Origin of the sequence: Limnohabitans sp. MMS-10A-192, assembly GCF_003063335.1 — a bacterium.
Taxonomy (GTDB): Bacteria; Pseudomonadota; Gammaproteobacteria; order Burkholderiales; family Burkholderiaceae_C; genus Limnohabitans_A.
Genome location: NZ_NERX01000005.1, coordinates 212270 through 232584, shown reverse-complemented (window position 1 = coordinate 232584; position 20315 = coordinate 212270). Strand labels below are relative to the sequence as shown.

Genomic DNA, 20315 nt, shown 5'->3' with positions numbered 1-20315 from the left:
TTGAAATAGGGGCTCTCATCATGCGCGTGACATTTTTTTTATGCCGACTTCATCGCAACTCTTTCCGCTACACAGGCCGGATTTCCGACGCAGGTCGGCATAACCAGGACATCGGCGTAATGAACCTTATGCCGATGTCGGCATAAGGCGCATACGGTGCGCGGCACCTTTGCCGGAGCCTTTAAAAAGAAACTTGGACTGGAGATCACCTCCAGCAAAGCCGATGGCAGCGAGCGGACTTACCGCATCACCACAAATTGAGATAAGCCATGACATCCATGACCATCACCATTGAACGCATGCCTCGCACCCTGCAATTTGAGGGCAATGCCATTGAGGTTGAGGAGTTGAGCGTTCGCCTGCCATTTGCCCGCAAACCTGCCGACCTCAGCGAGGTGGGCGGCGAAGGCAACTACAAAGTGTTTGTGACCGAGACCCGGGAGATGACCCCTGCGGAGTTCGATAGCTTTTCCTGCCAACTGCTCAAGTCACGCGACTGGCTCAGTGGCAAGGGTGGCTACCTTGCGGACGGCAGGCTTTGCGTTGAGATCCGTGCCACCTGCAGGCCAACGTTGTACGTCGACCCCTCCGGCGGTAATTACGTTCGTTATGTTGCGGCCATATTTATGTGCACAGATCACCACGCCACTTGACTCTCAGAGGAGGCAAAGGCAATCGTGCGCACATAATTTCCGACATTGCGTCACAAGGTGCTCAGAAAGGTCATCACAGACTTGTTTGACCCTCTCTTGCTTGAGGGTTTGGGCAGCGACTCAATATTCACACTGGCCAGGGCTTTGGCCTTCATTTCAAGATCTACCTCGGCATAGATGTGAGTGGTATCAATTGAGACATGCCCCAACCAGGCACGGATGGTATTGATGTCTACGCCTGCTCGAAGTAGATGAACGGCTGTTGTGTGTCGGATGGTGTGTGGACTTACACGTGTGCATTTCAGTGGCTTTTGATTTCCAAGGGCCAGCGCAGCATAAGTTGTGACCAGTCGATGGATCCCAAACCGTGTCATTGGATCGCCTGTTCGACCAAGGAATACACGATCCTTGCCATCTCGGTCAGAAATCAACGGCTTAAGTGCTGCCACCGTCAAGGGCCAAAGGGGGCACAACCTCAACTTGTTGCCTTTGCCAAGAATGCGGACACAAGGTGATGTACCCACTTGTACGCAATCGATGGTGAGACCTGCGGCCTCATCAGCACGAGCCCCACTGTTGTACAGGAACAGTAGCAAGGCATAGTCCCGTGCACCCTGGCCTGTAGATCTGAGCGGTTGATTCAACAACGCATCCATCTCAGGTTTGTCCAGATAGCCGATCATTGGCTTGGCCGATTTTTTGAACGGAATTGACCTTACCTCTGCACACCACGAAACATGTTCTGGCGAGCGCATCCCGATAAATTTTGCAAGGGAATGAATGGCGCCCAAGCGCTGATTTCTTGTCGCGACACTGCAATTTCTGACCGATTCGATTGTTTCCAGGAAGGATCTAATGACACCAGGCGAGATATCAAAGACGTTCAGACGGTCAACTGATTTGCGCATCTTGGTGCCTGCAAATGGCAATAGCAATGACAAGGTGTCGCGATAGCTGATTTGGGTGTTGTGCGACAGATTCCTTTCAGCCACCAAATGCTCAAGCAGAAATCGACGAACCCACGGGCCGAGGAGGTTGAGATCACGCATGATCGACCTCCATTTCGGCGTACACAGCAAACCTGAGACTTGCCTCCTCCAGGAGTTCTGGAGTCATCGTCAAATAACGCTGTGTGGATTTAATTTTGATGTGGCCGAGATACGTCGCCAAATGGGGAAGGAGACGTTGTACATCCTCGTTAGATCGATACCAGTGAATGACTCTGTGCACTGCAGCAGTGTGACGGAGGTCATGTAATCGCGGTGGTTTTTTTTCACCCGGTGGGGCACCTATTCTTGCAGCGTTTCTAACCTGAACAAACCAATCGTTGACCTGCCTGTACCCAAGAGCAGAACCAGATCGGATGGCAAATACAGCTGAATCCACTCCGTCTGGCATTGGAAGAGAATTTCGTCGGATTATGTGGTGCTTGAGCTCCTCTGAAACCCTTTCACCCAGTGGGACCAGCCGCGTTTTGTAGAACTTGGTATCACGTACTGTGATGATTTTTTCAGCAAGATTGATGTCCGAAATCTTCAGCGACAAAGCTTCACTGACACGAAGTCCCGTGCCATACAACAAGATCAGAAGCGACTTCAGAGAAGATGCTTGCAATGGACAGCACGGATTGTTGATGACCACTGTGGCATCAAGTAATCGTTGAATCTCTTCAGTCGAGTAAACATGCGGCGTCAGCGATGGCGGCAATGCCGGGATATCGCTCGGCAGTGGTGCCTTGTCAACATATCCACGAGCTATGGCATATCGGTACAGTCCATTCAAGAGTTTGTATTTTAGGTACCAAGAGTTGCTAATTGAGCCAGATCCCATGAGGAATTTGGACACTGATTTAGGTGAGACCCTCTTGAATTCACAGTCGCCCACTGTCTTTGCGAATTGGTAAAGCGTGCGCTCAGCGCTTTCCAATCTGACACCGACCGATCGACGCGACACGAGATAGCAGCTGATGACTTGAGAGACTTTCATGACAAGTCTCCCAGATCAAATGCCGCGACTTCACGTAATGCCCTCACATCTGTCTTGGCATACACCCTGGTTGCAGATGCACTCTGGTGACCAAGGTGATCACCAATTTCATTTAGATTGAACCCCTCTGAGAGCAGCCTGACGGCACATGCGTGACGGAGTGAATGTGGACCTGATCGCTTGATTGATACGCCAAGTTCTTTGATTCTGCGATGTACTGTTGTACTCAATCCCGCTCGAGATATCGGAGATAGTGGGGCTGCAAATCGAATAAAAACTTCTGGGCATTCGACTGCAGGTCGAACGGTACTGATGTACTGATCTAAAGCGTCTGCCACAGAGGCGATCAGTGGATAGATCTGCGGTCTTCGATTCTTGGCGCGCTGAATCAACAGTGTTGAATTTTTTCGATCAATTTGATCGAGACGCAAGGAAGCGACCTCACATGTTCGCAACCCATAAATGGCCATCAGCATCATGATGGCCCGATCTCGAATGTCATTCGACGCGCCGGAATCCGCATTTGTCAGTAGACGCCGGACGTCGGGCCATTCAAGTGCTGAAGGCAACCCTTCATCCCTGTAAATTCGAGGGCGATCAATCAGTGTGGGTAGACGAGCATCACATTTTCCCGTGGATGCAGCATGTCGCAGAAAGACCCGCAGCATGGTGACTATGTATGCGGATGAGGTTCTCCCCCAGTTTTTACCCATTTCCACGAAATAAGCGTCGATGTCATGGATGTTGATCTGTGAGAATTTTTTTCCCCTGCCACCATACCAACAAAGAAATGATGTCAGTCGTTCTGTCCACTGCTCGATTGTCGAAGAGGACAGACCTCGTTCGTCGCGCATCCAAGATACGTAGCTTTCAAGCTCCTCGATGAAAAATTTCGGATTCTCTGGCTCTACCAGCCAGCCAAGAAATCGGAGCCATGGCTGACTGCATTTTTTCACTCCATAAATTGCACCAGGGCTCGGATTGCTTTCCGTGACAAGACCGACAATTTCATCAAATCGCTGTCGATCCATGCCATTTCGATCGCTGATTCGCATGTGGTTGGCAAATCGCAAAAGTGCCTGGCCTTTGACCTGCAAGGTGACACGCGTGCTTCCCGTCGAATGACAGTGCTGTAGATAGCGCTCACGTTCCTGAGCGAATAAACCATCGCGCTGCCTCTGAATGGCATATTGCTTGGCGTATAGGTAGTCAAACATGGCAAGTCTCCAAAAGTTGGTGGACCTGCCAGCTGAACGCTGAAATTATGTTGTGTCAAGACACGGGTTGGAGATGCCCTTTCTAGTGAGAAACCAATCTTGGATCACATAAATATGGCCGCAACATAACGGGCGTTATGTTGACGTCAACATAACGCCCGCTACGTTGCCAGACTCGGTTAAATTAGTTTCCAACAAAGCAGATCAGGCAACCTGGTCTGCTACCTCTTTGTCAAACTGCGCTTTGATGATGTCGTAGATCATCCAATCTTTGCGTTGCTCACCCACCTTGGCGTTGTGCACACGTCCCAGGCAGACCTGAATCCAAACCTTAAAAACCTGTGCTTTAGACTGACCTCGCAGTCCCTTCACCATCTGCTTGGCCTGTTCATTTTTTTGTTCGCTCATCGTGTTCCTGTTCCAGTACTAACTTGCACTTAAACCATTCACGCTCTAAGCAAACAGGAAGCCAAGTTACTTCTTAAATACTTGCCATCACAGTGGCGTTTCAGCCACTTGAAGCGCGGACATTGCTGGACCAAGGTCGTCAAACTTCGCTTGGTCAGCCTGACGTACCGCTTGTTTGCCACTGAAGTCCTGCCAGCGTTTGACGATCACGTCCACATACTTGGGATCGAGCTCAATGAGCCGGGCACGACGACCCGACTTTTCACAGGCGATCAGGGTAGTGCCAGAGCCGCCAAACGGGTCCAGCACGATGTCTCGTGTTTTACTGCTGTTGCGTACCGTACGCTCCATCAATTCCACCGGCTTCATGGTCGGGTGCAAATCGTTCTTGTGTGGCTTCTTGATGTGCCACACATCACCCTGGTCGCGTGCACCGCACCAGTAATGCTGAGCACCGTCTTTCCAGCCGTAGAGGATGGGCTCGTACTGGCGCTGGTAATCCGCGCGGCCCATGGTGAAGGTGTTCTTGGCCCAGATGATGAAGGTGGACCACTTGCCCCCTGCGGCGCGAAACGCAGCCTGCAAGGTATCGAGTTCGGATGAACTCATGGCGATGTAGACCGCACCCTTGGTGACGTCCAGGATGTTTTGACATGCCGACTGCAAGAACGCTCCAAAGTCAGCGCCCATGTTGTCGTTCAGGATGGGACGGTCCTTGCCGCGCATCTTGTCCTTGGCCGTGTTGGCGTAGTTGACGTTGTAGGGTGGATCGGTGGCAGTCATGTCCACCAGTTCATCGCCCAGCAGCGCCTTGTAATCTTCTGCCTTGGTGGCATCGCCACACAGCAGCTTGTGCTCGCCAAGGACCCAGATGTCGCCGGTTTTGGAGACGGCTGTCTCGGCCACCTCGGGTGCCTGGTCTTCGTCGGTCAGGCCATCGTTGCTGGGATCGCCCGCAATGAGTTTGTCCCACTCTTCGGCGGTAAAGCCGGTGAGGCCCAGATCAAAGCCAGCTTCCTGCAACTCGGCCAGTTCAAGGCCCAGCAGGTCATCATCCCAGGAGGCGTTCTCACCGATCTTGTTGTCGGCCAAGATCAGCGCCTTGCGCTGGATCTCGGTCAGGTGTTCCATGGCCACGACGGGCACCTCGGACATGCCGAGCTTGCGGGCAGCAAGCAGTCGGCCGTGACCGGCGATGACGTTGTTTTGTCCGTCCACCAGGATGGGGGCACCCCAGCCAAACTCGGTGATGCTGGCCGCGATCTGTGCCACATGGGCGTCCGAGTGCAGCTTGGCATTTCGGGCGTAAGGGATCAGGGACTCAATCGGCCGGTATTGGATTTTGATGGTGGGCTTCATGCTGCTTCGGAAACGAAAAAGCCCGCGAGAGAAATGCTCGTCGCGGGCTGTTGAATGGGGGTGGCTGCAAGACACATCTCTCGCAACCGTAGACAAAATGTAAGCGAAATTCCGGTAAAACGCGACACGCTCAAATCCGCGTTTTCTCCGCAACAGCCCGCAGGAACACGCATAACTTGTATCTGGCACGCAACTACCTGCAACTACCTCACCAAACTTCCCTGCACTAGGTTGCTGGCCACGATGTACATGGCAATTTCCCATCGGCGCTGGGCAGTGCGTGGTGCACAGCCGAAGCGTTTGCCGATGTCGTACCAGCGGTAACGTGCCGCCCGCATCCACACCAGGTGGCGCTGCTCGACCTCGAGCCACTGGACCCAGCCCATGACCTCGAGCATGCAGTCCACCTCGGCGGGGGTGGGTGGAAACCGGTAGACCGGGGCATCGTCACTGGCCATACGCTCGTAATCGGTTCGCACAATGGTGGGCCAGACGTTGAAGTGACCCTGCACCCGAACCGGCGGGAGTTTGTGGGCCGTGCGTGAGGCCTGGATGAAATAGTCGGCGACCTCGTCCGCCGACCAGCCGCCTCGTGGTGTGGGTATGGCCATCTCACACCTCCTGCGTGTCAATGGCCCAATGCAAGAGCGCCAGCGCATCGGCCTCGTTGTCATCGGTAACCGGGTGGCCAAGCTGGCGCATGGCTGCAATCACTTCGTCCTTGCCAGCGTTGCCTTTGCCGGTGGCGTGCTTTTTGATCGTGCCAACAGGGACGCCCTGGTAGGCGATGTTGTGGTGCTCGCACCAGGTGGTAAGCGTGGCCATCAGGCCGCCATAGACATGGGCTGCGTCCACCCCTGCGTGACGACGTACTTCCTCGAAATACACGGCATGGATGTCGGTGGCCAGCGCTTTGATCTCGGTGAGCCAGCGTTTAAAACGCAGGTAACGCATACCGCCGCCTTCAAACCGCTGTGGTTTGAAGCTGGCAAAGCCGTGCGCGATCTGGCCGTCTTTGGATCTCAGTGCCCAACCGGTCGTCGTTCCAAGATCGATGGCCAGTACCACCACCCGGTTTCCCGGCAACGGTGTATCGACCGATGAAACACTCCGACGTAGGTCAGAGGGAACCACAGGTCCCTCTCCTACGTAGTAGGAGGGGAGTTTTCTCCAACTGGATTTTTCATGAAAACCCAGCATCCATGCGGGTTTGCGGCCAGTTGGCAAGTTGGCAGCGTTGCCAACTGCCAACTTTGTCAACTTACGCGTAAGTGGTTGATTTATATGGGAATGAAGTTGGCAAGGGTCTGCCAACTGAATCCAGTTGGCAAAAAGTGGGGTCCAGTTGGCAAAACTTTTGCCAACTTGTTTGCGCAAACTCTTGCGGGTTCCTGCGTACGCCTGCGGGTCCATGCTAGCCGTTGCTAACGGATAGCCATTGTGGGTATTTGCAGGTTGGTGCGGGTTAATGCGGGCGTATGACAACGCTGCACTTATGCGGGTTCTATCTTGGCAAATCGTGTTCATTCTTGCTCCTGCGGGTCGTTGCTAATTTCTTGGTAAACCCACACATCCGGGTTTTCGACGGGCATCGCGGCCCCGGATTGCGGGCATTTGTAGTGGGTTGGAAGCACCCCGAGCGGGCGCAGTGGCAGCTCGCCGGTGTCTGGTTCGGGCTCGCCTGTGTGCGTGTTCAGGACCATGCCCTCCACGCACAGGTAGCCAAACTTGGAGCGCCCAATCGAGGGCAGTCCGTAGTCCGTGCTGTTGCGGAAAAACTTGATGTAGCCCTGCGTGGACAGGGCCGAGATCCGCTCCCGGATGGTGCGCTCGCCGCCCAGACCGGCCTTGCCCTCAAAAGACTCGGCCAGTTGGTTGGCGGTGTAGCAGCGCCCCAGGGCGGCCTCCTCGAACAGGATCTGCAGGATGGCATCGCGCTTGCGACTGCGCTCGGCATCGAGCCGTTCGCCGTATTCCTTGGACACCAGCCTGTCGTTCACATCGACCTCGTGCCACTGGCCGTCCATCTTGTCGACGAACTTGGTCTCAATGGCCGGACCGTTGCGCAGCTCGTAGATCAGGTGGCGCGTGGATTGCGCCTCGTCGGGGCGAAACAGCAGCATCCCCGACGAGTAGTAGCCGCGCAGGCTGCCCGCCCCTGCCAGGGCCTGAAACGGGTCTTCCTCAAACTGGCGCTTGCCCAGCTTTTTGGTGTGGTGCGCCAGGATCACGCCGGCCTCGGGGTTGACTGCCTGGCGAATACGCTCCACGCGCTGCGACAAGAAGTACAGCATGGCGCCGTTGTCGTTTTCACCACCGGCGTCACCGCCGTCAAACACGTTGCGGATCGGGTCAATCACGAGGATGTCGGGGCTCAAGCCGTTGAAGGCGGCCACCATGGCCGGGATGACCTGCGCCAGCCCGTCGTCGTCCAGAATCAAGCGCAGCTGCGGCGTGGCCATGAAGTTGGTGCGTGCCAGGCTGAGGTGCTGTGGCGAGAGACGAATGCCCTTCACCCGCTCGCGCAGGTAGTGGTACTGCACCTCGGCTTGCAGGTAGAACACCCGCAGCGGGCGGGGTGGGCGCATCCCTAAAAACGCGGCCCCAGCGGCCATGTGGGTGAGCCAGGCCAGCAGGAAGTCGCTTTTACCCACCTTGGGCGCACCGCCAAACACCAGCAAACCGCCCGGGGTCAGCACGCGCGGCTCGATCAAATCTTCGGGCAGTGGCGAGTCATCGTCGAGCAACGCGCCCAGCGTGAAGGTCGGCACCATGGGCGCTGCCGCTTTGATGACCCGGCGCTCGGCCTGCGCGATGAAGGCGGCACTGTTAAAGCCTTCCAGCACCGCGTCGGCGGCGTCCCACTTGAGCGGCTTGTCAGCAGGTGGCACCAGGATCGCCACCGACCGACAGCCCACGGCTGCGCAGGCACGGGCAGCGCTCTCGGCGTAGTCCCAGCCCGGCGCATCGCGGTCGGGCCAGATCAGCACATCTTTGTTCTTGAGCGCGGACCAGTCGGTTTTGTCCACCGGTGCTTTGGCCCCGTTCATGGCAGTGGTGGCCACGATGCCTGCGCCAATCAGGGCATCGGCGCACTTTTCGCCCTCGACCAGGATCACGGTACGGGCCGTCATCAATGCTGGCAGGCTGTAAAGCGGGCGCGGATCTGGAGCACGCCACATCCGCGCGCGCACATCCCACGGCCTGAACTCCTTGCCAGTTGGTGGGTCGTAGCGGTAGACACAGGCGATCAGTTCGCCATCGAGCCCGACGTAATCCCACTTGGCGGTGTAGGGGCCGAGTTCATCCATCGGGATCGAACGCATGTCGCGCCTCCCCCCGTGGTCCACGGGCGGCGCAAAGCCAAGCCACTGCCGGATTTCATCGGCGATGCGCGGAAAGTCCTGCTGGGTCGACAGCCCCCGTGACTTGGCCCAGGCTGCGATCAGGTCGCCGCCATCGTCATCAGCGAAATCCTTCCACAGCCCGCGCCGAGGACCATCAAGCTCGACAACCAGACTCTTGCCCGGCGCGCCGTCAATGTCACCCACATAAAACTTGTTGCCGCGAATGCGGCCACTGGGAAACAGGTACAGCAGCACAGACTCGAGCCGGTCCAACAGACCATCACGCAGCGCCTGCGTGTCAGCCGCTGTTTCCAGCCTTTGTTCGGGGGCGTTGTTGTAGTCCAGCCAGACGATGTTTCCAGCCGTCATTGAGTCCCCCAGCAGCGGTCCTGCCAAGCGCAGAACTTGCACTCAATGTGGGTAGGTGTGGTGGCAAAGCGCGGCAAGACCTCGCTTGCACTGGTGGCAGTGATCACGCGCACAGCTCGGTCGGACATGCGCTGCGCCAGCCCGCCGTCAAAGGGCAGCAACTCGAACCAGATTTCCTGGGTGTCTTTGTTGATGGCGGTGAAAAGCGCCGGGTTGGCAGAGATGCCCGGAATGCTGGCTTCCATGTAGGCCTGGTAGACCGCAACCTGTGCGGCATAGACCGGCTTGGACTTGGCCACCCCGAGTTTGACGGTGTCGCGCCAGGACTTGTCGTTCATGGTCTTGAACTCCCAGAGCGCCGGGTAGCTCACGCCCAGGTCAGCAGGCCCGGTGTTCAAGATCCCGTCGACGTGACCACGGATCCGTCCACCTGCCACCGAGAAGCCAAACTGACCCCCTTGGACTTTTCGCGTGTACAGGTCAAACCCCGCCATGCGCAGCCAGCGGATGGCCAGGTCTTCCAGCGTGTGGCCTACCTCAAAGATGCGCAGCAAGCGGCCTGAAAAATCACGGCCGTCGTCCACCGGTGTGTGCGTGTACTCGTATTGCAGCGCGCGCTCGCATGAAACGCCCAAGCGCGACGCGCCCAGGTAGTCGCGCGGCGTCTGGCCAGCGCGCTCGCGGGTCAATGCTGCATCAATGAGCTGGCTGATCTGTTCCTGAATTTTGGGGCGGGCGTTGAAGTCCAGCATCACACACGACCCTTCTGCAAGCTCAGGCGCTCTTGCAAAAACGACCGGTCGCGTGCGGCCATGCGTTCGTGCTCAGCCGTCATCTGGCCTTGGTAGGCCGTGACCACGACATCAATCAGTGTCAGCACCTCAATGCGGCTGTAACTGGCCAGCGGGCGGTCCATGCCGATGCCGCTCACGAACTCGCCCAGTGGTTGCAGGCACGCGCCCATGGCGGTGGTTTCCATTTCACTTGGATTAATCATTTGTCCCTCCGTCTTATTCATGAGTGTTGAGAAGGCGTTTTGGCAGCGGCGAGAGCAAAACACCCATTTGTCTGAATAGCGACCGGGGTCGCTTCGTTTGAGGCTGGGGTTAAACCAGCCGTAGCCTTTGGCCTGGCGGGCACAGACCGCGCACTTCAAGCCGCCTCCAAAACATGGGGGTAGCTGCTGTGGCTGGTGGCGCTGCCGTGATGCGCGTCATTGGCAGCGGTGACCAAACGCTGAATCTCTTTGCGGTTGAACTGAAACGACAACAAAGCGGAAGCCTGGTAGCGCGTCATGCCGAAATCGGTCCGCATCGCCTCTGGCAGGTAGACCAGTTGCTTGACCGTGGGCGGCTCGTTGAGCCAGCGCCTGGTCTTGTGCGCCGAGTCAGCCGACTCGTGGTCGTTGAGCCAGTCATCAGCGCGCGCCATGCACACGGTGCGCTCGCCCACAGCCAGCAAAGTGGGACGCAGCGACTTGGCTCCACCGATGGCATGCCAGCGGCCGTTCAGGAAAAACACGCCGCCCCAAGCCGTAAAGCCCGTAGCCATCAAGGCGTCGTCAGCGCCAAACAGATCGCACCACCGGAAATTCGAGCGCTTGAGCAAGTCGATTTCACTCATGATGAAATCCGAGAGTGCGCCGATGTCTTCTGGCTGGCGCACCCAGACATAGCCGCAGAGCGGGCACTCCATGCAAGACAGCGGCACGGATGCGTCGCACTCCGGACACTCTTTGGTGGGTGCTTCTCCCTCATGCGTGTGGCCATCGAGGTTGACCTCTTGCTCCAGCGCACCATGCATCAGACTGGCCGTGCCGAAATCCAGCACTACACAATCGGACTTGATAACGCCGGGAAACTCCTGCGGGTCCACCGTGCGCAGACCACGCCCAACCATCTGAATGAAGGTGGACTTGTAGGAGCTCGGGCGAAGCAACACCACACAAGACGTGGGTGTGTAGTCGTAGCCCTCGGTGAGCACCGCCACATTGACCACCACCTGGGCGCTGCCGGTCTCAAATGCTTGCAGCCTTGTTTGGCGTTCAACCGGCGACAGCTCGCCATGGATCAGCACGGACGACACACCGGAAGCCACAAACGCCTCGCAAACACTTTGCGCGTGGGCCACGGTGGAACAAAAAACGATGGTCTTGCGGTCTGCCGCTTTTTGCTTCCAGTGCGCAATCACGGCGTCAGTGATCAGCGATTTGTTGAGAATCGTGGCCACCTGCTCCATGTCGAAGTCGATCGCTGTACGGCGCACGTTCTGCAATGCTTCCTGCGCACCGACATCAATCACAAAGGTTCGCGGTGAGACCAGATGGCCGCTTGCGATCATCTCGCCCAGACTGATCTGGTCGGCCACGTTGGAGAACACCTCGCGCAGGCCCTTGCCGTCACCCCGGTTAGGCGTAGCGGTCAGGCCGCAGATGGCAGCCTTGGGATTCTTGGCCAACACCTGGTCAATGACCACCCGGTAGCTGGGCGAGGACGCGTGGTGCGCCTCATCGATGACCAGCAAATCAAGCGTGGGCATCTGCGCAAGGTTCATGGGCCGCGAGAGGGTTTGCACCATCGCAAAGGTGGCATCACCCGCCCAGGATTTTTCCTGGGCATCAAAGACCGAGGTGCTCAAGCCCGGATTGACGCGGGCGAACTTGGCCCGGTTCTGACCCGTAAGTTCGGTGCGGTGTGCCAGCACGCAGGCCTTGGCATCCGGCTCAGACAACATCTTGCCGACCACCGCCGACAACATGATGGTCTTACCAGACCCGGTGGGTGCGACAGCCAGCGTGTTGCCATGCAGAGCGAGCGCGTCCAGGGTGCGTTGGACCAGCAGGGATTGGCGGGGTCGAAGCATCATGGCTGTGACCTCCGCTTACTGCGCCCAGCTCGGACGACCGGGAACCGGCGCACGACCTGTGGCTTGGGCATAGGCGTTGGCTGCGGGCGCAGCACTGACCGGAGCAGGCGCTCGCGGTGCACCCATGGCAGCGGCGTAGTCCTTGTTGTCAGGCGTCACTGCCGCCTTGATGACCGCCTTGTCCTGGCCGTTCTGGTCTTTGTCCCAGTCCACCTTGCCCAGGAACTCAATGCCATCCAGATCCGCAAAGCCGCTGATACGCCGGGCGTTCTGGGCGGCCTGGCTGTTGTCACCCGGCTGGACGTTGCGCGCCGAGTTCAGGATGGCCTTCACCATGGTACGGCCCATGTTGGCCCACTCAGGTCCCTTTGGACTGTGCAGACCAATGAGTGACCACATCTTGCGTCGCGCAAACTCACCATCGGTCACCACGAATTCGCAGTTGAGATACACCGAGCCGGTGGTGCTGCTTCGGGTGGCATAACCGCCGGTCCAGCCTTGTGAGGCGTCATCGAAGCCGCCGGGTTTGATGGTCATGCGCACGCGCACCAGCGTGCCTTTGGGGATCAGGTCGAAAGAGGTTTGTTCAGACGCGGAATTGAAATCGAAGTAAGTCATGTTCAGGACTCCTGAGTGGGGTTGAAGGAAGTGGGGTCGAAGCTGGTGTCTGTGCTTGTCTCAGTTGAGGTGCGGGCTTCTGGCAAAGCAGGAACACTGCTGGCGGGCCGTGCAAAGTCGAGCCGCTCTGGTGCGGGCTTGGCCGGGCCAGCAATCTTTTCCATGAGGCGGCCCAGGTCGGGCTCCTCAATGGCGTCCAGGCGACCCGAGCGGTCTTTGGCCGGATAGCCCCAGTTGTTGAGCGTGTGGCAGACAAAAGCGCGGTAGCTGCTACCGTCATCACCCTTGAGCTCGGTCAGCGTGACCACCTCATCGACGATGCCGGGCAACTCCAGTCCGGTTTTGGAGCCATCAACCTGCAGAGAAAATACGCGGCGGTTGAAGTCGTCCAGCGCTTCGTTCAGGATGCCGACGAACCACACGTTCTTGCGCCGGGTGTGCTGCAAGTGAGTCAGCCAGCCGATCATTTCTTGACCCATCAAGCCGTAAGCACCCCGGCTATCAGGCTTGCCGGTTTTTTCTGAAAAGGCTTGGGGCTGACCTTTGCACCACTGCAGGCACAGACGACCGGCCACGGTGATCGAGTCCACGAACACGGTGTCGTACTTGTCCATGGAGGAGGACTCACCGAAACGCTGGCACACCGCATCAAAGTGCGCCTGGCTGTAGGGCTGGTCATCGCGCAGCGCCGGGTTGGGGCCGCCAATGAAGACGGCAAAGTCGCGGCACTCCTGCCATGTGCGTGGGCGCACCGTGTCACCTGCCCAGCCTTCGACTGCGAGGTCGCCCGCTTCCAGGTCAAAGAACAAAGTGGCGCTGGGTTTGAGGGTCCACAGCTGCGAGGTTTTGCCGATGCCGCTTTTGCCGACGAGTACGCCTTTGACGCCACGGCGTTCGGCCAGGCGCTGGTCAGCGGTGATGATGGGAAGGCTCATTTGTTTTCTCCTTGAAGTGCGAGACGAAAACCCGGCTTGCCGGTTTTGAGGGTGCGGGCCGCAGAGAACGAACTCTTGAGCGATTCGGGCCACGCGTTGAACTTGGTTTCCGAGACGCGGTAGCTGATCTCGACGTACTCGGCCGGGTTGTCGCCGTTGGCGGCAATGCGCTGCGTGATGTCAGCGAGGCGGGCCTGGTCCCACTCGATCTTTTTGGGAAGATCAGCAGTGATGTGCACGCGGCCGTCATCGAAATGAACTACGCCGGTGTCTTTGCCTGCAGCCAGACGCAGTTGGTGGGCTTGCGCTGAGTACTTCAAATCCAGCGCCCGGTCGATGTGCTCGACGATGGTCTTGGCCATCACCAAAAAATCGGCCGCGTTGTTTTTGAGCTGGAACAGCGACTCGGCGGATTGCTCAGCCAATGCGCCCACGGGGATGGACAAAATTTGATCGGGATGATCAAGCGGTAACGTGCTCATGCTGCACCTCCCACTGCACTGGAGGTGCTTTGGCGCAAGCTGTCGGACTCGAATGCTTCGATGTCTTCGACGCGGTACAGCACGCGGCCCTGTATCTTCATGAAGACCGGACCGATGCCGTCGCTGCGCCATCTTTCTAGCGTCGCTTCAGCGACGTCCCAGCGCTCTGCTAACTGGGTTTGGTTGAGGTGCTTGACCTTTTCTGCGGATTGCAATTGAATCTCCTTGGTGTTGAAAAAACCCCGGTTTTTTGAAGCTCGTTTGCCTCGCTAACCAGTGAGATGAATTTCAACAATCGGGATTCCTCAAACCGATCCTCAGACTCCTCAGCAGCATTCCTCAAATGCGTTTCGTGCGGACAAAATGCAAAAAACCCGGGCTCGTACTGGTGAGCGCCGGGTTTTAGGTGGGCCTGCGGGCTGGTGCAGGTTGCAGTGACTCAGGTCAGCCAGTCACGGTCTTCCTCTGGTATTTGCAAGGCGTAAACGCCGTCACCGGACTGGTACTTGATGAATTGCTTGTAGACCACCGGAATTCGTTCAAACACCTTGCTTGGCGAAAACGAATCGGCTTGTGATCTGCATGCTGTACGCAATGCATCACGGTCCATCTCACGATCAAAATCGTCCATCAGCGCCAGCAATAAATCTTTCTGCCGTGGCTCCAGCGCATAGTCAACGCCATCCACGCGCGCCTTGCTCTCAGTGCGAACCAGGCGCAGGGTAGTTCGAAACTGGGTGTCCTCAACCGGAGCGGCAACTGGCACGGTAATACGGTCGTTGAAGAACTCAAACTTGCTTTGCGAGATGCGTGCCACGTCACTGAGGTGGACCACATCAAACCCTATCAGGGGCGAGCCCTCGGGCAGTGGCAAAGCGCTGCTGGTGATCACCTTTGCAGACTTGTGCGCCTGGTCCTGCCTGATAGTTTCCACCAACCGCTGCGCCACCCTGTGGTCATGCAGGTGGCGAGCAAAGTACCAGGTCAGCGGCTTGCCGCGCACCGGCTCCGTGACCCCGATACGCCAGGCTATCTCGGTGGCAACTTCTTTCTTGGCGCTGGGCTGGGTCCCCAACCCAAGCATCAGCCGGTCGATGAACTTGGGCAAGCTCACCTTGTAGGTTTCTTGCAATAGCCTCGGGCTGGTGACTTCGCCGCATTCATCGCACGAGAGCAGGATGTTTTCATGGGCGAGATCACGAGCGACGCGCGCCAGTTCCACACCACACTCAGGGCAGGTCACGTGCGAGAGTGACGCGCCAACCACGAGCAGGCGTTCACGCAACAAATCTCGTCCGGCGTTCCCATATTCACCACCCAACAGAGTCATGCCGTTGACCTCGGGCTTTTCTCGCTCAAGGAGTTGGCACAACACGCTGGTGGCACTGATTTGCGCAAGACTCACGCCGCAACCTCTTCTGCTTCGATCACGTTCAACGAACGCAATACAGCAAGTGCTGTGGGCTGATTTTTATCAGCCAGGTTTTTGATGGTCGAAGAGCCCGTGGCGGAGATATCAAAGCTGAAGTGTCCGGCCTTGCGGCTTTCGGTAGCCAGTGTGTAGACAATGACCGAGGCACTGCTCATGTTGTATTCCGACTCGAAGGAGTGATGCACTTTGAGTCCCGTCAGCGCCAGCCGGATTGCATCGTCCTGGTCTTTGGCCGATGGTGCTTCCACCTGAAACGAAATGCCGGTGCGTCCCATGGGCGTGAAGCGTGCCCGGCGCAGGCGAACTTTTTCAACGCCGTAGGCAGACCAGTCCTCAAACGGCTCCATCAAGCCGTCGCGCAAGGCGTTGAGTTTGTAGCGTGTCTTCTCAATTTCTTCTGGCTTGATGGCTGTCTCCACCACATGCTTGCCAAAGAGCTCAAGCACCGCGCCATGATTTTTGGCACCACCCTTGACCACGGTTTCAATGAAGCCAGTCGACGGCTGGTACACCAACGCAGTCTCCAGCGCGATGCGGGTGTTGATGCGCTTGAAACTATTCTCGGAAAAATGTGCGATCGCCGTGACGGGGCCTTCGATGTAAATGGTCAGTTGCACGCTACCGTCGGCGGCCCGTTTGCTGACCTCAATGTGAGTGCCATCGCCACCGCCCACGCTCTTGTAAAGCTTGGCCACCTCGTGGCAAAAGGCATCGAGTTTGATGCGGTCTTGCATTGGGTCGAGCCCAGGCTGGATGCGGTGTTTTTTCCAGTACTTGCCATTGGATTTGGCCTGAAAGGCAATGTGCATTTCAGCGTTGCGAAATGCGGTGTCCCGAAAGGTCAACATCCACAGAGACTGCTCGCGGGCATCGCGGCTGGCAAATGCCTCCTGCACCTCGCGATCACCAGCGCATGAGGTCTGAAACTCTTGGATGGAGAGATCGTTGGACATCAGGTGTGCGCGGCGCAAGTCGTCGTGCCAGAGGTGCAACTTGTATTCAACCGACTCGCGCTCGGCTTGCGTCATCTCTGCACCCTGCATAGTTGCATCAAGCAACGCGACTGCTTCATTGACCACGGTGGGCAGCAGTTCCTGCGCCAGGCTCCAGTCAATGGCCAGGCTCTGGCCCAGGGGATGCGCGTCGGTGAATTCGCGCAGGGTTGGCATCGAGATGTGACGCAGGAAATGTGCAGGGTTGAATATTTTCATTGTTGGTTTGCCTCATGTGTATTTGCGCACAAGGCCAACCAAAACCCCAAAAATCTCAAGTTTGCCGCTGGGCCGGATGGTGGGGAAATCCGGGTTGGCGGGAAGCAGGTGATATCCGTCTTTGTCTCGTCCAAGTGTTTTCAGTGTGAATTCATCATCAACGACCGCGACCACCACTTCTCCGGGGTTGGCCTGGCTGCGCCGCTCGACCACAGCCAGATCTCCGCTGTGGATCCCGGCATTGATCATTGAGTCGCCTTTGACCCGCACCAGCACCGTGTTGGCTGGCCGGGCGATCAAAAATCGGTCCAGCGTCATCTGCTCGCCACCCTCGTCTGCTGTTGGCAGGGGCATGCCAGCGGCAACCGGCAGGTTGGCAATTGAGCGGTCAAAGAATCGATCGGTCGGGGACCAGTCGCCATCAGAGGTGCGCTCCAGCATGCCCGCAGCCTCCAGCCGCTCCAGCACCTTTTTGATACCGGACTTGGAGGCGAACCCCAGGAGCGACATCAGCCTGGTGTACGAGGGCAACACCCGGTGTTGGGCGTAATAGTCCTGCAGGGTGGCCAGGTGTTCGAGATCGTTGATTGTTTTCTTCACGGAATCATTGTAGAGAACGATCGTTCACTTTGCAATGATCTTGTGTCTTCAATCGCAAAAAACCTTTTTTACGATGATTTCAGGCGTTAACCCGCAGGAACCCGCACTAACCCACACCAGCCCGCAACTCCCTGCTGGCCTTGGAAGCAGCCCTTAAAGACAATTTTGGCTAAACAAGTTTGTCAACACGGAACGCTACCCAATGAGCCTAAAAAACAGCATTAACCACCTCCCGCCTGAGCGCATGACACCTGAGCAGCGTCGGCTGGAGATCGCCGCCATCCTCGCAAAGGGCCTAGTCCGGCTGCGCCAGTCAAACCCGGTCAAGCGTCAGATACCTGCCACTGAGCGCAAAGTTTTACTTGGCTTCTCTGGTGACCAGAGCGTTCATACAGACCTCATCAACAAATGAACGAGGTTCACATGAAAACAAGCAAAACGCCCGCAACCGCACCCCGGACTGCGGTGGCCCAGGTGCATGAACTGCCCAACCTGCCTTTTCCCGAGATCAAAGCCCTGTGGCGAAAACTGTTTGGCGGTGAAACACCCACCCACAACCGGCAGTTTCTGGAGCGCCAGCTTGCCTACAAACTTCAGGAGGTCGAATTCCGCAAGGTCGACCCGGGGCTGCTGGAGCGCAACAACAAGAAGATCGCCTCGCTGATTGCCACCGGCAAGCTCAGAAGACGCGACCGGGATTTCCACCCCACGCCCGGCACACTGTTTACCCGCGAGTACCACGGCAAGGTGCACCAGGTGATCGCCACGGCAGACGGCCAGTACGAATTTGAAGGTCGCCCTTACCGAAGCCTCTCGATGATTGCGCGAGAGATCACCAGCAGCCGCTGGTCCGGGCCTGTCTTTTTTGGACTCAAGGACTACGCCGCCAAATCCTCCGCCAAGAAAGGTGGCTCCAAATGAGCGAAGTGTTGAAACGCCGCATGCGCTGCGCGGTCTACACCCGCAAGTCCAGCGAGGAAGGACTGGACCAGGAATACAACTCGATTGATGCCCAGCGCGATGCTGGGCACGCCTACATCGCCAGCCAGCGCGCCGAGGGCTGGATCGCGGTCGCCGACGACTACGACGACCCGGCTTTCTCCGGCGGCAACATGGAGCGGCCCGCACTCAAGCGACTGATGGCCGACATTGAGGCCGGAAAAATTGACGTGATCGTGATTTACAAGATCGACCGGCTGACTCGCAGCCTGGCTGACTTCTCCAAGATGGTCGAAGTGTTTGAACGCCAGGGCGTGTCCTTTGTGTCTGTCACCCAGCAATTCAACACGACCACGTCCATGGGCCGACTGATGCTCAACGTGCTGCTGTCCTTTGCCCAATTCGAGCGCGAGGTGACTGGCGAGCGGATCAGGGACAAGATTGCCGCCAGCAAGCGCAAGGGGATGTGGATGGGCGGCATCCCACCGATTGGCTATGACGTTGCCAACCGGCGTCTGATTCCCAATGAGGCCGAAGCCAAGACGATTGCGCACATTTTTCAGCGATTTGTGGAACTGGGCTCGACCACCAAACTGGTCAAAGAATTACGGCTGGATGGTGTGACCTCCAAAGCCTGGACTACTCAGGACGGTCGAGTCCGGGAGGGCAAGCCGATCGACAAGGGGCTGATTTACAAGGTACTGAACAACCGCACCTACCTGGGCGAGTTGCGTCACAAGGAGCTTTGGTATCAGGCGGAGCACCCGCCGATCATCACGAAGTCCATTTGGGACGATGTCCACGCGATCCTCAGCACGAATGGACGTGTGCGGGCCACCACGACCAGAGCCAAGACGCAGTACCTCCTCAAAGGTATCGTCTTTGGCAGCGACGGCCGCGCGATGTCACCATTCCAAACCGCCAAACAAAACGGTCGCCGCTACCGGTACTACGTGCCCCAACGCGACATCAAGGAGCACGCCGGTGCATCGGGCCTGCCCCGCATGCCAGCTGCGGAGCTGGAGTCGGCGGTACTGGAGCAACTGAGGGGTCATTTGCGCTCACCGGATGTGGTCAGAGATGTCCTGCCGCAGGCCCAGAAATACGACCCTACGCTGGATGAGGCGATCGTCACCGTAGCCATGAAGCGGCTTGATGATGTCTGGGACCAGTTGTTCCCTGCAGAGCAGATGCGGATTGTGCGGTTGCTGGTTCGCCAGGTGAATGTCTCGCCCAACAACATGTCGATGGATTTGCATCCCACAGGTATCCAGCGACTGGTGCTTGAGTTGCATCACAAGAAACTGCAACCCGAGCCAGCCACGGAATTGGCAGCGGAGGCAATGGCATGAGCGAGATTCAAATCAGATCGACAGGCACTACGGAAGTGATTCAATCCAGCGACGGCCGGATCACACTGTCGGTACCGATTCAGATCAAGCGCCGCAGTGGGCGCAAACAAATGACGCTGCCTAACGGGCAATCAGGTCAGCCGGGCAAACTGCTACGGCCGTGGGACGTGGCGGCCACACCGCTGCAACTGGCGCTGGCCAGGGGCCACAGGTGGCTGGCCATGCTGGAGTCCGGCAAGGTAAAGAACCTGACTGAAATTGCGGCGCTGGAGGGAGTCGACAACAGCTACGTCAGCCGGATGGTGAACCTGACAACGCTGGCACCGGACATCGTCGAGGCGATTCTGGAGGACGTGCTGCCAGATCACCTGACGCTGTTTGATCTTGCGGTGGACCCGCCTGCGCTTTGGGAGGAGCAGCGGTTACGGATTTGGTGAGGCGGAGACTGTAAAAGAATAGTCATGGCGACTGACTTCAATGCAGCGAAAGCAGTCGTCCGCATAAAACAGCTGACCGTCTGCTACCGGCCAAAAGCAGCCGTT

General features: G+C 57.5%; 23 protein-coding genes and 1 pseudogene. 6 read left to right on the top strand and 18 right to left on the bottom strand.

Annotated features, from left to right (window positions below):
* Positions 1 to 144 precede the first annotated feature (144 nt).
* Positions 145 to 261 (top strand): annotated as a pseudogene (locus B9Z43_RS12525) (DUF3489 domain-containing protein); the annotation flags it as partial.
* Between the two features lie 8 nt (positions 262 to 269).
* Positions 270 to 653 (top strand): hypothetical protein, encoded by a 384-nt coding sequence (locus tag B9Z43_RS12520; protein WP_108326083.1) that lies wholly within the window; start codon positions 270 to 272, stop codon positions 651 to 653.
* Positions 654 to 703: 50 nt separating this feature from the next.
* On the opposite strand, the gene B9Z43_RS12515 is transcribed toward B9Z43_RS12520, so the two are convergent.
* The 18 genes from B9Z43_RS12515 to B9Z43_RS12430 form a co-directional block, all read right to left on the bottom strand.
* Positions 704 to 1702, bottom strand: coding sequence for a tyrosine-type recombinase/integrase (locus tag B9Z43_RS12515; protein WP_108326081.1), 999 nt, complete (start codon positions 1700 to 1702; stop codon positions 704 to 706).
* Positions 1695 to 2639, bottom strand: coding sequence for a tyrosine-type recombinase/integrase (locus B9Z43_RS12510; protein WP_108326079.1), 945 nt, complete (start codon positions 2637 to 2639; stop codon positions 1695 to 1697). The genes B9Z43_RS12515 and B9Z43_RS12510 overlap by 8 nt, the downstream gene beginning before the upstream one ends.
* Positions 2636 to 3856 (bottom strand): tyrosine-type recombinase/integrase, encoded by a 1221-nt coding sequence (locus B9Z43_RS12505; protein WP_108326076.1) that lies wholly within the window; start codon positions 3854 to 3856, stop codon positions 2636 to 2638. The genes B9Z43_RS12510 and B9Z43_RS12505 overlap by 4 nt, the downstream gene beginning before the upstream one ends.
* Positions 3857 to 4060: 204 nt before the next feature.
* Positions 4061 to 4264: a hypothetical protein gene (locus B9Z43_RS12500; protein ID WP_108326073.1), complete on the bottom strand. Its 204-nt coding sequence runs from the start codon at positions 4262 to 4264 to the stop codon at positions 4061 to 4063.
* An 87-nt stretch (positions 4265 to 4351) separates the two neighbouring features.
* Positions 4352 to 5623 (bottom strand): site-specific DNA-methyltransferase, encoded by a 1272-nt coding sequence (locus B9Z43_RS12495; protein ID WP_108326070.1) that lies wholly within the window; start codon positions 5621 to 5623, stop codon positions 4352 to 4354.
* Between the two features lie 203 nt (positions 5624 to 5826).
* On the bottom strand, positions 5827 to 6234 hold the full coding sequence (locus B9Z43_RS12490) for a DUF6362 family protein (protein WP_108326068.1): 408 nt from the start codon (positions 6232 to 6234) through the stop codon (positions 5827 to 5829).
* A 1-nt stretch (position 6235) separates the two neighbouring features.
* Positions 6236 to 6694, bottom strand: coding sequence for a crossover junction endodeoxyribonuclease RuvC (locus B9Z43_RS12485; protein WP_108326066.1), 459 nt, complete (start codon positions 6692 to 6694; stop codon positions 6236 to 6238).
* A 452-nt stretch (positions 6695 to 7146) separates the two neighbouring features.
* Complete coding sequence (locus tag B9Z43_RS12480; RefSeq protein ID WP_108326063.1) at positions 7147 to 9339, bottom strand: AAA family ATPase; 2193 nt, start codon at positions 9337 to 9339, stop codon at positions 7147 to 7149.
* Positions 9336 to 10091, bottom strand: coding sequence for a hypothetical protein (locus B9Z43_RS12475; protein ID WP_108326061.1), 756 nt, complete (start codon positions 10089 to 10091; stop codon positions 9336 to 9338). Before B9Z43_RS12475 ends, B9Z43_RS12480 begins: the two co-directional genes overlap by 4 nt.
* The gene (locus B9Z43_RS17420; RefSeq protein WP_233253964.1) at positions 10091 to 10336 is read right to left on the bottom strand and encodes a DUF6511 domain-containing protein; all 246 of its coding nucleotides are present in this window, start codon (positions 10334 to 10336) and stop codon (positions 10091 to 10093) included. Before B9Z43_RS17420 ends, B9Z43_RS12475 begins: the two co-directional genes overlap by 1 nt.
* 155 nt (positions 10337 to 10491) lie before the next feature.
* Entirely contained in the window at positions 10492 to 12204 is a 1713-nt protein-coding gene (locus tag B9Z43_RS12465) for a DEAD/DEAH box helicase (protein ID WP_108326057.1), read from the bottom strand.
* A 15-nt stretch (positions 12205 to 12219) separates the two neighbouring features.
* Complete coding sequence (locus tag B9Z43_RS12460) at positions 12220 to 12822, bottom strand: hypothetical protein (RefSeq protein ID WP_108326055.1); 603 nt, start codon at positions 12820 to 12822, stop codon at positions 12220 to 12222.
* A 2-nt stretch (positions 12823 to 12824) separates the two neighbouring features.
* Complete coding sequence (locus B9Z43_RS12455; RefSeq protein WP_108326053.1) at positions 12825 to 13757, bottom strand: ATP-binding protein; 933 nt, start codon at positions 13755 to 13757, stop codon at positions 12825 to 12827.
* On the bottom strand, positions 13754 to 14239 hold the full coding sequence (locus B9Z43_RS12450; RefSeq protein ID WP_108326051.1) for a hypothetical protein: 486 nt from the start codon (positions 14237 to 14239) through the stop codon (positions 13754 to 13756). Before B9Z43_RS12450 ends, B9Z43_RS12455 begins: the two co-directional genes overlap by 4 nt.
* Positions 14236 to 14454 (bottom strand): helix-turn-helix domain-containing protein, encoded by a 219-nt coding sequence (locus B9Z43_RS12445; RefSeq protein ID WP_108326048.1) that lies wholly within the window; start codon positions 14452 to 14454, stop codon positions 14236 to 14238. Before B9Z43_RS12445 ends, B9Z43_RS12450 begins: the two co-directional genes overlap by 4 nt.
* Positions 14455 to 14678: 224 nt before the next feature.
* Positions 14679 to 15644: a hypothetical protein gene (locus B9Z43_RS12440; RefSeq protein ID WP_108326046.1), complete on the bottom strand. Its 966-nt coding sequence runs from the start codon at positions 15642 to 15644 to the stop codon at positions 14679 to 14681.
* On the bottom strand, positions 15641 to 16882 hold the full coding sequence (locus B9Z43_RS12435) for a glycine hydroxymethyltransferase (protein WP_108326043.1): 1242 nt from the start codon (positions 16880 to 16882) through the stop codon (positions 15641 to 15643). The genes B9Z43_RS12440 and B9Z43_RS12435 overlap by 4 nt, the downstream gene beginning before the upstream one ends.
* Before the next feature lie 12 nt (positions 16883 to 16894).
* Positions 16895 to 17482, bottom strand: a complete 588-nt coding sequence (locus B9Z43_RS12430) for a LexA family transcriptional regulator (RefSeq protein WP_199222309.1) — start codon at positions 17480 to 17482, stop codon at positions 16895 to 16897.
* 244 nt (positions 17483 to 17726) lie between these two features.
* On the opposite strand from B9Z43_RS12430, the gene B9Z43_RS12425 reads away from it, so the two are divergent.
* The 4 genes from B9Z43_RS12425 to B9Z43_RS12410 are packed head-to-tail and all read left to right on the top strand — an operon-like array spanning position 17727 to position 20210.
* Positions 17727 to 17894: a hypothetical protein gene (locus B9Z43_RS12425; RefSeq protein ID WP_233253963.1), complete on the top strand. Its 168-nt coding sequence runs from the start codon at positions 17727 to 17729 to the stop codon at positions 17892 to 17894.
* An 11-nt stretch (positions 17895 to 17905) separates the two neighbouring features.
* A complete protein-coding gene (locus tag B9Z43_RS12420) occupies positions 17906 to 18403 on the top strand; it encodes a DUF2924 domain-containing protein (RefSeq protein WP_233253962.1) in 498 nt (165 codons plus the stop codon).
* Positions 18400 to 19773, top strand: a complete 1374-nt coding sequence (locus B9Z43_RS12415) for a recombinase family protein (RefSeq protein WP_108326036.1) — start codon at positions 18400 to 18402, stop codon at positions 19771 to 19773. The genes B9Z43_RS12420 and B9Z43_RS12415 overlap by 4 nt, the downstream gene beginning before the upstream one ends.
* Positions 19770 to 20210 carry a LacI family transcriptional regulator gene (locus B9Z43_RS12410; RefSeq protein WP_108326034.1) on the top strand — a complete coding sequence of 147 codons (441 nt, stop codon included), beginning with the start codon at positions 19770 to 19772 and terminating at the stop codon, positions 20208 to 20210. Before B9Z43_RS12415 ends, B9Z43_RS12410 begins: the two co-directional genes overlap by 4 nt.
* Positions 20211 to 20315: the final 105 nt, after the last annotated feature.

Bases quoted from the DNA above. Each gene is read 5' to 3' on its own strand.
- B9Z43_RS12520 (WP_108326083.1), top strand. From the start codon at position 270: ATGACATCCATGACCATCACCATTGAACGCATGCCTCGCACCCTGCAA.
- B9Z43_RS12515 (WP_108326081.1), bottom strand. From the start codon at position 1,702: ATGCGTGATCTCAACCTCCTCGGCCCGTGGGTTCGTCGATTTCTGCTT.
- B9Z43_RS12510 (WP_108326079.1), bottom strand. From the start codon at position 2,639: ATGAAAGTCTCTCAAGTCATCAGCTGCTATCTCGTGTCGCGTCGATCG.
- B9Z43_RS12505 (WP_108326076.1), bottom strand. From the start codon at position 3,856: ATGTTTGACTACCTATACGCCAAGCAATATGCCATTCAGAGGCAGCGC.
- B9Z43_RS12500 (WP_108326073.1), bottom strand. From the start codon at position 4,264: ATGAGCGAACAAAAAAATGAACAGGCCAAGCAGATGGTGAAGGGACTG.
- B9Z43_RS12495 (WP_108326070.1), bottom strand. From the start codon at position 5,623: ATGAAGCCCACCATCAAAATCCAATACCGGCCGATTGAGTCCCTGATC.
- B9Z43_RS12490 (WP_108326068.1), bottom strand. From the start codon at position 6,234: ATGGCCATACCCACACCACGAGGCGGCTGGTCGGCGGACGAGGTCGCC.
- B9Z43_RS12480 (WP_108326063.1), bottom strand. From the start codon at position 9,339: ATGACGGCTGGAAACATCGTCTGGCTGGACTACAACAACGCCCCCGAA.
- B9Z43_RS12475 (WP_108326061.1), bottom strand. From the start codon at position 10,091: ATGCTGGACTTCAACGCCCGCCCCAAAATTCAGGAACAGATCAGCCAG.
- B9Z43_RS17420 (WP_233253964.1), bottom strand. From the start codon at position 10,336: ATGATTAATCCAAGTGAAATGGAAACCACCGCCATGGGCGCGTGCCTG.
- B9Z43_RS12465 (WP_108326057.1), bottom strand. From the start codon at position 12,204: ATGATGCTTCGACCCCGCCAATCCCTGCTGGTCCAACGCACCCTGGAC.
- B9Z43_RS12460 (WP_108326055.1), bottom strand. From the start codon at position 12,822: ATGACTTACTTCGATTTCAATTCCGCGTCTGAACAAACCTCTTTCGAC.
- B9Z43_RS12455 (WP_108326053.1), bottom strand. From the start codon at position 13,757: ATGAGCCTTCCCATCATCACCGCTGACCAGCGCCTGGCCGAACGCCGT.
- B9Z43_RS12450 (WP_108326051.1), bottom strand. From the start codon at position 14,239: ATGAGCACGTTACCGCTTGATCATCCCGATCAAATTTTGTCCATCCCC.
- B9Z43_RS12435 (WP_108326043.1), bottom strand. From the start codon at position 16,882: ATGAAAATATTCAACCCTGCACATTTCCTGCGTCACATCTCGATGCCA.
- B9Z43_RS12425 (WP_233253963.1), top strand. From the start codon at position 17,727: ATGACACCTGAGCAGCGTCGGCTGGAGATCGCCGCCATCCTCGCAAAG.
- B9Z43_RS12420 (WP_233253962.1), top strand. From the start codon at position 17,906: ATGAAAACAAGCAAAACGCCCGCAACCGCACCCCGGACTGCGGTGGCC.
- B9Z43_RS12415 (WP_108326036.1), top strand. From the start codon at position 18,400: ATGAGCGAAGTGTTGAAACGCCGCATGCGCTGCGCGGTCTACACCCGC.
- B9Z43_RS12410 (WP_108326034.1), top strand. From the start codon at position 19,770: ATGAGCGAGATTCAAATCAGATCGACAGGCACTACGGAAGTGATTCAA.